General features: G+C 36.0%; 10 protein-coding genes. 1 reads left to right on the top strand and 9 read right to left on the bottom strand.

Annotated elements, in window-relative coordinates:
• Positions 1-340 precede the first annotated feature (340 nt).
• From PBT89_RS05505 to PBT89_RS05495, 3 genes are all read right to left on the bottom strand, one after another.
• Positions 341-1,759, bottom strand: coding sequence for an FGGY-family carbohydrate kinase (locus tag PBT89_RS05505; RefSeq protein WP_270063756.1), 1,419 nt, complete (start codon positions 1,757-1,759; stop codon positions 341-343).
• A 528-nt stretch (positions 1,760-2,287) separates the two neighbouring features.
• Positions 2,288-3,568, bottom strand: coding sequence for a TIM barrel protein (locus PBT89_RS05500; protein ID WP_270063755.1), 1,281 nt, complete (start codon positions 3,566-3,568; stop codon positions 2,288-2,290).
• 540 nt (positions 3,569-4,108) lie between these two features.
• Complete coding sequence (locus PBT89_RS05495; protein ID WP_270063754.1) at positions 4,109-6,205, bottom strand: bifunctional aldolase/short-chain dehydrogenase; 2,097 nt, start codon at positions 6,203-6,205, stop codon at positions 4,109-4,111.
• A gap of 146 nt (positions 6,206-6,351) precedes the next feature.
• On the opposite strand from PBT89_RS05495, the gene PBT89_RS05490 reads away from it, so the two are divergent.
• Positions 6,352-7,401, top strand: coding sequence for a GntR family transcriptional regulator (locus PBT89_RS05490; RefSeq protein WP_270063753.1), 1,050 nt, complete (start codon positions 6,352-6,354; stop codon positions 7,399-7,401).
• Here PBT89_RS05490 and fucP read toward each other — a convergent pair.
• From fucP to galB, 6 genes are read right to left on the bottom strand one after another with little or no spacing between them, the layout of a single operon-like run.
• Positions 7,398-8,702, bottom strand: coding sequence for an L-fucose:H+ symporter permease (fucP, locus tag PBT89_RS05485; protein WP_270063752.1), 1,305 nt, complete (start codon positions 8,700-8,702; stop codon positions 7,398-7,400). The genes PBT89_RS05490 and fucP overlap by 4 nt on opposite strands.
• A gap of 5 nt (positions 8,703-8,707) precedes the next feature.
• The gene (locus PBT89_RS05480) at positions 8,708-9,496 is read right to left on the bottom strand and encodes an SDR family oxidoreductase (RefSeq protein WP_270063751.1); all 789 of its coding nucleotides are present in this window, start codon (positions 9,494-9,496) and stop codon (positions 8,708-8,710) included.
• Between the two features lie 2 nt (positions 9,497-9,498).
• Positions 9,499-10,326 carry an amidohydrolase family protein gene (locus PBT89_RS05475; protein ID WP_270063750.1) on the bottom strand — a complete coding sequence of 276 codons (828 nt, stop codon included), beginning with the start codon at positions 10,324-10,326 and terminating at the stop codon, positions 9,499-9,501.
• 3 nt (positions 10,327-10,329) lie between these two features.
• Positions 10,330-10,677: an L-rhamnose mutarotase gene (locus PBT89_RS05470; protein ID WP_270063749.1), complete on the bottom strand. Its 348-nt coding sequence runs from the start codon at positions 10,675-10,677 to the stop codon at positions 10,330-10,332.
• Positions 10,678-10,684: 7 nt separating this feature from the next.
• The gene (locus tag PBT89_RS05465; protein ID WP_270063748.1) at positions 10,685-11,695 is read right to left on the bottom strand and encodes a zinc-binding alcohol dehydrogenase family protein; all 1,011 of its coding nucleotides are present in this window, start codon (positions 11,693-11,695) and stop codon (positions 10,685-10,687) included.
• Between the two features lie 11 nt (positions 11,696-11,706).
• The gene (gene galB, locus PBT89_RS05460) at positions 11,707-14,160 is read right to left on the bottom strand and encodes a beta-galactosidase GalB (RefSeq protein WP_270063747.1); all 2,454 of its coding nucleotides are present in this window, start codon (positions 14,158-14,160) and stop codon (positions 11,707-11,709) included.
• Between the last annotated feature and the right edge of the window lie 11 nt (positions 14,161-14,171).

Below are 14,171 nucleotides of genomic sequence, written 5' to 3'. Positions count from 1 at the left end.
TTGCCAAAAAAAGTAGCAAAAAAGTCTAGTCTTATTTTTATTTCCTTGAATTGTTAGCAAAATAGCTCATCCTGCGCAAGGGAAACCGTTTCACTAATCCCTTGCTCCAGATCCAACGCTGCGCCATTTTCCTACAATTGCTACAGAATTAAAAAGTAGGACGTTGTTTTCTTTTTTATTTCATATTTTTTTAATCGTCATTCTATGCCTGACACGGAATCTCATCCTATTTTATCATTTCATTTCTTCTTGTTCCCTGCATCTTGTCTCTTTATTTCCTGACTCAAAACTTAAGATTCCCTAGTCTAAAATCTAATTTCTAACCTCTAGACTCTAATCGCTACCTCGTTAACAGCAGCGGAACTAATTTTTTCATTCGGTAGTTTTCTTTTAAAAATTTAGCATCTACTTTTTTGTTGGATATTACCATCGCTGCTCCTAAGGCCGAGCCTAATGGTGAATGCGTAGATAATACTTTAAATTCATTAAAATGATGGGCCATCAATTTCATAAATACATCATTATCGGTAAAACCACCATCGATATAGATTTTATAGATGGCTGAATTTCCGATAGCATTTTTAATGGTATGAATTTGCAATTCCATCAACTCAATCATTAATTGATGATAGGCTTCTTCAAAGGTCGCAAAAGGTTTTAAATCTGTTTGATGCAATTCCTTGCGTTTCAGTGAAATTCCTTCAAATTTGAAATAAATAGAAGGATTTTCAATCAGCCGTAAATACAAATCCGAGTCAAATTCCACATCCCGATGGTATCCATATTCTTTTCCGTAGTATTCGCCTAGTTTTTCTACCTGAATGCGGTATTCATTTCCCATAAAAAAACGAGATGCTTTTACACGTTTTCCGTCGACACGCAGATAATTCAGGCAATTGTTTTTAATCGCTAATTCATCTAAACTTTCTTGATTAAATGGATTTAATGAAATACTCCAAGTTCCGGTAGAAAGTAATAAAAATGGCTTCTTTTTACTTAAAATATACGGCAATAAGGCCGAAGAACTATCGTGAATCCCGACCCCAATTTTTATCTTTTTCCCTTTATAAGAAGTATTAATACTACTCGCGGTTGGAACTATGGGACCAAATAACTGATCGAAACCTTCAGCATAAACCCATTCGTGATAATCCTCTTTATCATAATTCCACAAATTAGTGTGGCAACCTATCGAGGTATATTCGCTTACCGGAATTCCGGTAAATAAAAACGATAAATATTGAGGCAAATGAAGCGAGTATTTAATTTTGCTAAATATCTCAGGATATTTTTTCTTCAACCAAAATAATTGCAATCCGGAGTTGAGCATTCCCGACTGTGGTGAAGCTGTCTCTTTGGCGATTTTTAATTCACCGCCATATTTTGCATAAAATTCATCGGTAATTTCCTTCTCAATCGGTTTCGTGTAGTTATATAAAGGCGTTAAGACATTGCCGTGATGATCTAAATGCACCAAACTTGCCCCATAAGTCGAAAAATTGATCGATTTCACTTCATATTTCTCACTCTCCAAAATCGAATGAAAGGTATCTTTAATCCACTGCTTTAGTATTGTGATATCCTCGGTAGGATAACCATCTTCATCTACCGTAAGTGGCAAACGCGTATAATCTCGAAAAACCTCCTGATAATTTTTATCGAACAAGAAAAATTTCTTGTTGGTTTTTCCAATATCAAAAACAGCCGTTACTTTTTGTTTATTCATCTCGATAATCGAGAATTTCAAACTTCTTTTCATTTCATTGCTGAAACGATTTGAAGTCAAATTGTTAGTATGTAATCCCTAGGACTTTCCCAGAGAAAATTTTTATTTTTTGGCGCGACCTTGCAGGTCGGGCTTTACGCTACAATTCCGTTTGCTTCCTACGGTCGCAATCCGGGATTTTCGCTGCAATCCCTCGCGCAGTTATTTAGATATTAGATTGCTTTGCTTTTAGAATTTAGATGTTAGACTTTTTTTCCTTTCGTCATTCCGTGCTTGACACGGAATCTCATCACGTTCTTAGCTGGATGAGATCCTGAAACAAGTTCAAGATGACGCTTGTCTTGTTTCTTGCTTCCAGAATCTTATTTCTAATTTCTATTTTCTGAAATCTCATTTCTCATTATTTCTCGATACAATTTTATTTCCGCTATCATAAAATCACTCGAAGGGACAATTAGCTTTCATTTTCAAATCAGCACATTTTCAAACTTCAAATCTCTCTAGTCTATTCTCTATATTCTAATTTCTATTCTCTCACATCTCACTTCTCAAATCTAAATTCTACAATCCCGTTGCTACCGTTTTCAGTCCGCGAGCTTCAATAAGCGTATTACGAACATCAAAAGCGCGATACGCTTCAATCGGATTTACAGCTGCGCCGCTTTTAGCTCTTGCCGCTTTTACAATTGGCCGAACATCGGTTCTATAAGCATCTTGCAAAATTTCCTGACATTTAGTGACATCATTATTTTGCTGCGCTTCTTTCAATGCTTTCTGATCGACTAATAAAGCTTGCGCGTAGGCGATTAAAATAGCCTCCAGCGATTGCAATAAATCTTCTAACGGATCTTTAATATTATGGCTGGCGTCAATCATCCAAGCCGGATATGGATTTTGCGGATTGTTTTCCATTCCGTAAACCAATTCATTAAAAATCAAAAATAGGGCATAAGGCTTAATGGAACCTACCGTCAGATCATCGTCACCATATTTACTGTCGTTAAAATGAAAACCGCCTAATTTTCCTTTATACATTAATGTCGCCACAATTTGTTCAATATTGGTATTTGGTAAATGATGCCCTAAATCAACTAACGTGAAAGCGCGATCGCCGCAAGCGTTGGCGAGCATAAATGAAGTTCCCCAATCCTGAATGGTTGTGCTGTAAAAATTTGGCTCGTAAGGTTTGTATTCAATAAAAAGCTTCCAGTCTTCCGGCATAGAAGCGTAGATTTCTTGTAAGCTTTTATCGGTATTTTGTAAGGCATTTTGAAAATTCAGCTGACCCGGAAAACTTGCACCATCAGCCAACCAAACCGTTAAACTTTTAGAGCCTAATTGCTGTCCAATTTTAATCACTTCTTTATTATGTTCTACCGCATATTCACGAGAAGCTTCATTGATGCTGTTTAAGGAACCGAATTTATAACTTTCTTTTGCATCGGGTTGATCTTGAAAGGTATTCGAATTCATCGCATCAAAAATAATATCGTGACTTTTAGCGATATCTTTTATTGCATTCACATCTTCAGGAATATCCCACGGAATATGCAAAGAAACCGCTCCTGCAGTTTTTGTTAAAGCGTGAAGAATACCAATATCGTCTAACTTTTGCTCTAAAGAAGACGGTTCTCCGCCATAAGAAAAACGACCAAATCGCGTTCCACCGGCACCTAAGGCCCAACTTGGAATCGCCACCTGGAAATCGGCTAATTTTTGTATTATTTTAGCTATCGAAATTCCTTTTTTAGTAAACTTATTTTCTAAGAAATCGATTTCGTTTTCAAACGAATCGTGTTGCTTTTTATTGAATTCTGATAGTTGATCAGTGTTTATTTTCATCCTTTTAAAAATTTTTAGCGTCATCCCGGACTTGATCCGGGATCTCATCAAATATTTTTGACTCCCGATGAGACCCTGAATCAAGTTCAGGGTGACGCATTTGTTTTATTTTAAGATTTTAGAGCGCTTCGCTTCTAGAACTTAGAGTTTAGAATTATCCAATTTAATTCTCCCTACTTTTTTTCATTGCCAAAAAAAGTAGCAAAAAAGTCTAGCCTTATTTTTATTTCCTTGAATTGTTATAAAAATAACTTATCCTGCGCAAGGGAAACCGTTTCACTAATCCCTTGCTCCACATCCAACGCTACGCTATTTTTATACAATTACTACGGAATTAAAAAGTAGGACAATATTCTCCATTTAAGTCTAAACTTTTTTCTATCGTCATTCCGTGCTTGACACGGAATCTCATCACCTTTTTAGCTAGATGGGATCCTGAAATAAATTCAGGATGACACAAAAATCTTGTTTATTACTTCTCTTGTCTATTCTCTAAGTTCTAAAATCTAAACTCTAACATCTAATTACTCACTTCTAAAGTTATCTCACAAACGCATTCGCCATACCACCATCAACATTAATGGTGTTTCCTGTACTTTTTTCTAAAATGCCTACACAGGCAAATACGCCGTTGGCGATATCTTCTGGCAATATAATTTCATTTAGTAAATTTCTTTTGGCATAATGTGCAGGCAGGTCTTCCACTTTAATTCCGTAAGCTTTTGCTCGACCTTCAGCCCAATCGCCTTCCCAAATTTTACTTCCTACAATTACTCCGTCCGGATTTACAGTATTCACACGAATATGATCGCCACCTAATTCCGCAGCTAATAAACGTGTCATATGTTGTTGTGCTGCTTTTGCCGTTCCGTAACCCACATTGTTGGGGCCAGAAACGAGTCCGTTTTTACTGGCAATATTTACAATATCACCGCCCAGACCTTGTTTCCGCATAATTTCAACGCCTTTTTGCGCCATTAAAAATTGCCCTTTCACTAATACATTCTGTAAAAGTTCCCAATCTTGCAAGGACGTATCTGGCAATGATTTGGAGATCGCTAATCCCGCTGAATGTACCACAATATCGATACCTCCAAAAGCCAAATTCGCTTCTTTGTAAGCTTTTTCTATGGAATCTTCTTTGGTGACATCACAAAGGGCAATGGCTACTTCATCACGTTTATAGGTTGCCAGAGCTTCCTCTAAATTCTCCTGACTAATATCGGTGAGCACGACATTGGCGCCTTCAGCTACTAATTTATCGGCAATCGCTTTACCAATTCCGCCGGCAGCTCCGGTGACGATGGCAACTTTACGCGAAAGTGGTTTTTCCGCAGGCATTCGTTGTAATTTCGCTTCTTCTAACAACCAATATTCGATATCAAAAGCCTCTTGTCTTGGTAACGACGTATATTCAGTAATTGCTTCCGCACCACGCATTACGTTGATCGCATTCACGTAGAATTCACTAGCAACACGCGTGGTTTGCTTATTCTTCGCAAAGCTGAACATCCCCACCCCCGGATAAATAATAATCACCGGATTAGGATCGCGCATCGCCGGACTATTGGCGTGTTTATGATTTTCGTAATATTGGTGATATTCTTCTCGATATTTTTCAAAAGAAGGCTCTAATTTTTTCAGTGTCGCTTCCGTATCACTTACATCATCTGATGGATCTAAAGTCAATATTAACGGCTGAATTTTAGTCCGCAAAAAATGATCGGGACACGAAGTTCCCATTGGTGCTAATCGGTCTAAATCATTACTATTAATGAATTGCAACACCGTATCACTATCGGTAAAATGACCGATCATTTGATTTTCTGAAGAGGCTAAACCACGTAATAATGGCATTAACTCGGCAGCCTTCTCTTTACGCTCTTCCGCAGGTAACGATTCTATTTTTTGTCCGCCGAAAACTTTTCCGTTTTCTTTGATTTTATTCTCGATATATTCTGAAGCCATTTCAATAACTTCTAAACTATTTACGTAGCACTCGTAAGAAGTATCTCCCCAGGTAAACAAACCGTGGCTACCCAAAACAATACCACGAATTCCCGGATTTTCTTCCAAGCATTTTTCTAACTGAAGTCCTAAATCGAAACCAGGACGTTGCCAAGGCACCCAACCCATGGTATCGCCCCAAATTTCTTTGGTAACCTGTTCGCTATCTTTTGCAGCCGCAACCGCGATGAGTGCATCTGGATGCAAATGGTCGATATGTTTAAAAGGTAATAATCCGTGAAGCGGTGTATCGATGGAAGGCGCTTTGCTATCTAAATCATAAATACAATGATTAAAAAGACCAACCATTCGGTCTTCATCTTCTAAACCGCCGTAAACATTTTTCAGGTTTCTAAGACGTTCGGTATACAAACCTGCAATTCCTTTGCGGGTAAGCGTACCTATATCACCACCGGAACCTTTTACCCACATCACTTCTACATCTTCATTGGTAAGCGGATCTTTTTCGATGGTTTTACAACTGGTGTTTCCGCCACCGTAATTCGTGATTCGAAGATCGGCGCCTAATATATTGGATCGGTATAAAAATAAAGCCACCTGATCGTTACCCAATTCGGCAGCTTTGGCTTCATCCCAGAGATAGTCTACGTACTGAAAAGTTTTTTGCATGATTTAATCATTATGTGTTTATCTCAAATTTATGTTAATAAACATCCAAGCCTATCCTGTAGTTCCCTGCTATCTTAAGCACTAAAGATTTAAATAAATAATCTAAAATTATTTACATTTACATCAACAACCCTAACCAAAATTATATGTCAACGAAAACGATTGATGTTAAAATAAAAGAAAATTCCCGAATACCAAAATATAAGCAGATAGTTGATTCAATTATTAATGATATTTCTAGAGGAAATTTAAAGGTTGATCAAAAAATCCCTTCTATAAATGAGCTAAGTGAAAGTTGTTATCTATCGAGAGATACCGTTGAAAAGGCTTATAGACTGTTAAAAAAACAGCAAGTTATAATATCAGTAAAAGGAAAGGGATACTACATCGCTAAAAATGATTTGATTTCTAAGGTAAACGTATTTTTTTTGATTAATAAACCAAGCTCTTACAAGATGCGTATTTATAATTCTTTTGTAAATGCTTTAGGAGTTAACGGCCATGTTAATCTTTATATTTACCATTGTGAGGAGTCTTTATTTGTAAAAGCAATAGAAAAAAATATAAATGCATTTGATTATTATGTAATAATGCCACATTTTAAAGATAATAACCTAAATCATGCAAGTTACACTCCAGAAGTTATAACTACATTAGAAAATATTCCTAAGGACAAATTGATACTGCTAGATAATGGAAAACCAAACATAAAAGGAATTTATGGTAGTGTTTATCAAGATTTTAGAAGTGATATTTATGAAGCCCTAAAAGAAGGCTTACAAAAACTTAAAAAATATGATAAATTAATATTGGTTTACCCACAAAAATCAGTTTTCCCCTATCCAAAAAGAATAATGCATGGATTTAGACAGTTTTGCATCGAAAATAATTTTGATTTTGAAATTCTCGATGAGATCTATGATGATATGGAACTACAAAAACTAGATGTTTATATTACTATTGAAGAAAGTGATTTAGTGAATCTAGTAAAACAAATTCGAGAAAAAAATTTAAAACTAGGAAACGATATTGGTGTTATATCTTATAATGACACTCCTTTAAAAGAATTACTGGGTATAACTGTAATTAGCACAGACTTTAAAGCCATGGGCGAATCTGCTGCTTATATGGTACTTAAAAATAAAAAAGAAAAAGTCAAAAATGTATTCAAATATATCGAGCGCAATTCGGTCTAGCTAGTTTTAATTACCATTCTACCATAAAAGCATACTACTAAAAAACAAATTAACGGAAGTATAAAAGAGAAATTGACTTCCGGCACACCCAATATTAGGACATCTGAATAACCGGTTCCTCCAATGTCCAAAATTAATCCTTGGAGAGCTGGCATCAAGGCGCCTCCCACTATCGCCATGACCAAAAATGCAGCTCCAAATTTAGCATCTTGATCCAGACCTTCCAATGCTACACCATATATTGTTGGAAACATTATTGACATAAATAATGATATTCCTACTAGAGAATATAAGCCTATAATTCCATTTGAATAAATAGTAATAATAGTACATAATGAAGCGCCTATGGCAAAACACATTAATAATTTGCCAGAATCCACAAACTTCATCATCGCCGTTCCAATCCAGCGACCTAAAAGAAAGAGTACAAGCGCAGCAATACCATAATTGACAGCTAAGGTATTACTTATGCCTATAGATTCTGCGTATTGGTACAAATATGTCCAAACCATTATCTGTGCTCCTACATAGAACATTTGTGCTATTACTCCCCACGTAAATTTTCCATTCCTAAATAACCTTCTAATAGATTGTTGAATATTCGACTTAGCTTCCTGATTTTTATTTTGTGGCATTTTAGTAAAGAGAATTATTAGAAAAAATGCAATGACTATTAGTCCCAACATTACATAAGGATCTCGAATTACTGCCAAATCTTCTGTGCGTATATTGTTTCTTTCTGCCACCCCAAGTGTTTCATAAAGTAAGTCTCCATTTTCTGTAATATCATCACTTTTTAAAGCCGCCAGAATATAATTTTGAGCCACAATCAAACCCGCTAATGCTCCCATTGGATTAAAAGATTGCGCAAGATTCAAACGTCTTGTAGCAGTTTTGGGATCGCCCATTGCTAGGATATATGGATTGGCTGTTGTTTCTAAGAACGCTAATCCAAATGTCAAAATATATAAGGCAGCCAAGAAAAAGTAAAACTCCTCATATGCCGCAGCCGGATAAAATAATAAAGCTCCCACCGCATAGAGCGCCAAACCGAGCAAAACTCCTTTCTTATAAGAGTAGCGATTGACAAAAATCGCTGCAGGTAAAGCCATAGTGAAATAGCCCCCATAAAATGCCAATTGCACTAAAGAGGCTCTAAAATTGTCGAGTTCTAGCACTTTTTTAAATGCGGAAACCATGGGATTAGTTATATCGTTTGCGAAACCCCATAATGCAAACAATGAAGTAACCAATATAAATGGAAGTAATACTTTTTTAGAAACAACAGGTGCCTGATTCATAATAATTATTTTAATAATGCACGATCTAGATGAACATATCCTCCATCTACGTAAATAAACTGACCGGTTGTATGACTGGATTTTTCTGAAATAATGAACATAGCCATATCAGCAATTTCCTGTGGTGTAGTCATTCGGTTTCCAAAAGGTATTTTTTCTTCGATAGATTTTCTTTTCTGAGTTCCATCCTTAAGAGTATCTAACCAGTTCTGATATGCTGGGGTCATGCTTTCTGCTATAATTAATGCATTACACCTAATTTGGTACTGAATTAAATCTACGGCCCATTCTCTGGTAAGAGCTAATACGCCTCCTTTAGAAGCCGCGTACCCAGAAGTCCCTCCCTGCCCAGTTACAGCCACTTTGGAACCTATATTAAGGATGTTACCTTTATTTTTCTTTAATAACGGCAAGGCATATTTTACAGTGGCGTAATAACTTAAAAGATTTAAATGTATTGAATTCATAAACTCCTCTATACTGGATTCCAGAGAAGCACCATCATTCACACCTACATTATTAATAATCACGTCGATTCCTGAAAATTCTTCAGTAACCTTCTCTAATGAAGATTTAATTTCTTCTGGTTTAGACAAGTCAGTTTGAAAAAATCTTGCTTTAGGTATTGATTGCTGCAATTTCTTTTCATATTCCATTCCGCGCATATTCCTGTCCAAAATTATTGGAATAGCTCCCTCTTTTGCTAAGGTAAAAATTAAAGTATGTCCTATACTTCCTTCTATACCAGCTCCACCAGTTACCAATACTATTTTATTTTTTAGTTTTAATTCCATAATTATAGATTATAAAATTTCACAGCATTTTCTCCCCAAAAAGCTGCTTTCCCATTTTCACCTAATCTTGAAACTGCTCTTTCAGCAATATTCATTACCTCAAGATATTCACCTGCTACTAGACAAACTGGCCAATCTGATCCAAACATTAAACGTTTGGCTCCAAAAACGTTTAAAATAACTTCTATATACGGTTCTAACTGTTCATAGGACCAGCCAACATAGTCTGCTTCAGTGATCATTCCGGAAAGTTTGCAATAAACATTCTCGAAATTTGCTATTTCCTTTATCATAGTCATCCACCCATAAATATAACCATCTTCGATATAGGGTTTGCCAATATGATCGATCACAAATTTTTGATTCGGAAATTTTCGAACAAATTCTAAAACAGCTCCTAATTGATGCGGAAATACTAATATTTCATAAATAAATCCATATTTTTCCAGCTTTGCTATCCCGTTGCAGAATTCCTTCCGAAGTAAAAAATTAGGATCCGCCTCAGCTTGTACTACATGGCGAAAACCTTTGATTTTTTGAAAAGCTGCATAATATGCAAGTCTATCCTCGATGTTATTTGCACGGAAATTAACCCAACCTATAATTCCTTTAATAAAATCATTCTCTTCAGAAAGCTGTAATAGAAAATCATTTTCTGTTTCGGTTTGATCTGCTTGCACAGCAATACAGCCTTCCACTCCATTCTCTTTGAGGATTGGTTCTAAATCTTCAGGTAAAAAATCTTTCCGGATGCGTTTCATTTTATCATCAATCCATCCGTGCGTTTGTGCATTATATTTCCAAAAATGCTGATGTGTATCAATTATCATAAATTACTTATATTCATCGAGATCAAAAATTTTATCCATTAACACCCATTTTTCACCATTTTTCGAAAAATCAGGTATTTGCTGGAAAGTTTTCATCAAATCTTCCCACTCCTGGACTTTAATATTTTCTGCATCCATTTGTTCCTTTTTTTTCATACTAAAACAATCTTCGGCATCGATAATCATAAATAAGCGAGTATGAATTAAAAAAATCTGCATATTCAGAATTCCAGGATTTTTAATGCTTTCAATTACATCCGGCCACACATTGTTTTTCTCATGATGAATTTTGTATTTCTTGATCAATTCCTTATTATCTTTTAGATCACATGTGAGACAATATCTTTTCATTTTATACTTATTTAAACTCCACCATCGCTTTAATAACACCGGCTTCAGGATCTAACCAAGAGTTAAAATTCTCGATCATTTCAGTATATTTCACCTGATGGGTCACAAAAGATTTAGTTGGAAACTTGTTTAAATGATTAATTACGAACTGAAAATCTTCCAGCGTTGCATTACGACTGCACAATATTGTAGTTTCCTTAGCATGAATTTTTGGATGCTCGTAGGTTAATTCTCCTTTTGATAGACCAACTAATACAAATCGACCTCCATGAGACATATAATCTACTCCCGATTCTAAAGCTCTTTTGTTTCCTGTTGCGTCGAAAACAGCGCTTGCAAGGTCCCCTTTTGTTATTTCAGCAATTTTTTCTACAGGGTTTTCCATTACATTAAAAGCATGCTGAACACCAATATCTTTTTTCGTATATTCGAGTCGGTCATTATTTACATCTAGCGCAATCACTTCCGCACCAACAATTTGAGCCAATTTCATAAGCCCAATTCCTATAGGCCCGCATCCAATCACTACAATGACTTCTCTGGGTTTAACCGCTGCTCTTCGAATAGCATGTGCTCCAATAGCCAGTGGTTCGACGATAGCCATCTCATTAAAATCGAGACCGTTTGCTGGAATTAATAGATCATTCCTAACTGAAATAATTTCCTGCATCCCTCCATCAGTATGTACACCGAGCACCTGAATGTTTGCACAACAATTAGTTTTACCATTCCTGCAGGCAATGCATTTTCCGCAGCTTACATAAGGCATAATAATTACACGGTCTCCTTCTTTCAAATCCTGCTCATTCTCATCAATTTCTAGTATTTCTGCAGCTAATTCATGCCCCAAAATTCTAGGATATTTGAAAAATGCCTGATTACCCGCATAGGCATGTAAATCGGTACCACAAATTCCCACTCGATGAATTTTTAATAAAGCTTCTCCTTCTTTTTTCTTCGGTGCTTCCTTTTCTTTTAGCTGAAAATTATTTGGCTCCTCGCAAACTATATATTTCATTTACAATCTTTTTATTCCTTTATCTGGATGTTAATACTAGTTGAATTTAATCCCTCTGATCGCGCAGTTAATTTGACTAATTCCTTTTTTCCGTTAGACTGTATGATTACCAAACATTTCCCATTAAAAGCTTTCCGTTGACTAGCTTTAAAAGATTCTAAACTGGCTTGATATCCATTGTCTACTCCAACTATTTTGCCTCCTCCGGAAACTTCAAATTTCACAAGGTTATTTGCTTTGGGTGCAAGAACTCCTGCTTTATCCAAAATATTTACCGTAACAAAAACAAGATCGTTCTTATCTGATTTCATTTCGTTTTTATCTGGTTTTAATTCTATTTGTGCAGGTTCCTTTGCTGTTTCAATTGTCTTCTCTAAAACTACCTCACCGTCTTTTCTAGAAATTGCTTTTAAGGTTCCAGGCTCATATTGCACGCTCCATGCGACATGCAAGTCATCCCCCTTCTTTGATTTAATACCAAGTGATCTTCCATTTAGAAAGAGTTCTACTTCATCAGCATTATTATAATAAGCCCAAACATCTATAGTTTCGCCTTTTTTCCAATTCCAATGCGGAAAAATATGCAGGACATCTTTATATGTCCATTCGCTTTGATACATGTAGTAAACATCTTTGGGAAATCCGGCCAAATCTATAATTCCGAAATATGAGCTCCTTGCCGGATAAGGATAAGGAATGGGTTCGCCGAGATAATCAAAGCCAGTCCACACAAACATTCCCGCCATATGATCCAGTTTTTTAACAGTTTTCCAGGTTTCTTCATGCGTTGAACCCCAATAGGCTGAAACCTGATCGTAAGCAGAAACGGTATAATCATCGTTGCCATCAAAATCTTCACCATGTGCGGGTGGCCAGTTTCGACGTTCATCCGAAGGCATGTCATAGCTACCGCGGCTCATTAAACCGGAAACACTTTCTGAAGAAATAAATTTTTGATCGGGAAACCGATTTGGTAAATCTTCATAAGCTTCATGTTTATAATTAAACCCTAGTAAATCAAGCGCTCCAGATTGCCAGACAAAGTTTTTCTCGGGAATATTCTCTGTTAATGCAGAAGTAACGGGCCTTTTGGTATCAACTGACTTTACTATAGCTACTAATTCCTTAGTCATATTTACCCCGGTACTATCAAATTGCTCTCGTATTTCATTACCAATACTCCACATCATCACGGAAGGATGATTTCTATCACGATACAGCATTGCTTTTAAATCTTTTTCATACCATTTATCCCAAATAGTTTGATAGTCTTCTTTTATTTTTCCTTTTTTCCATACATCAAAAGCTTCATCTTGAACTATGAACCCCATTTTATCTGTAAGCTCGAGCATCTCTGGTGAAGGCGGATTATGCGCCATTCGAATAGCATTCGTTCCCATTTCCTTAAGAAGTTTCAGTTTTCTTTCCAGTGCATGAATATTTAAAGCGGCACCAAGCGCGCCATTATCATGATGTAGACAAACTCCTTTAATCTTCGTATGCTTACCATTCAAGAAAAATCCTTTTTCAGCATCGAAATGAAATTCTCGAATTCCTAAAGGAGTTTTTACATTGTCCAATAACTTTCCATTCTGATATATAGAAGTTTCTATACTATACAAATATGGACTTTCTGGACTCCATAATTTTGGACTTGATATAGTAAAGTTCTGCCCAATATTTATCGAATCTGTAGCTGAAAGTTGAAGGTATTCCTTCAGCGATGCCACTTTTTTTCCAGACTGATCTACAACAACATTTTTTAGCTGTATTTTTTTTAGAGAATCCAGACTATTTTTAATGGTTACCTTAAAACTAACTCTAGCAGAATCTTTAGAAACAAATGGTGTAGCCACAGATGTTCCCCAATGATCAATATGAACACTGGATTTTGCCACTAAATGCACATTTCTATAAATTCCAGAACCAGTATACCAACGAGAATTTGGTTGTGCAGAATTATCTACTTTTACGGCGATTACATTAGATTCGCCAAATTTCAAATATGGTGTAAGTTCGTATTGAAACGATATGTATCCAAAAGGGCGTTTTCCTAGATATTTTCCATTAATCCAAATTTCACTGTTTCTGTAAACTCCATCAAAAGAGATAAAAACATTTCGATTATTCCAGCTTTCTGGAACCTCAAAAGTTTTCCGATACCAACCTATGCCTGCCGGTAGCGCTCCACCTTCAGGTTTTGTGGGGTGATCTTCGTTAAATTCTCCTTCTATGCTCCAATCATGGGGCACATCCAGCCTTCTCCAATCTGAAAGATCTATAGAATCTTTTTTCGCTTCTGGATGATCCCCTAACTGAAAACTCCAATTTTTATTAAAGTTCTGAACAATTCGTCCTTTCTCTTCAATCGTTTCTTTGTTTTCTTCACAGGCTGAAAAAAAGCAAAGGAGTATAAAACAAAAAATTGCTTCTTTAAATTGAATATTTTTAAAATACTGTTTCATTTTTATTTTTG

This window comes from Zunongwangia sp. HRR-M8, assembly GCF_027594405.1.
In the GTDB taxonomy this organism is placed as follows: domain Bacteria; phylum Bacteroidota; class Bacteroidia; order Flavobacteriales; family Flavobacteriaceae; genus Zunongwangia.
This window is presented reverse-complemented; position numbering and strand designations above follow the sequence as displayed.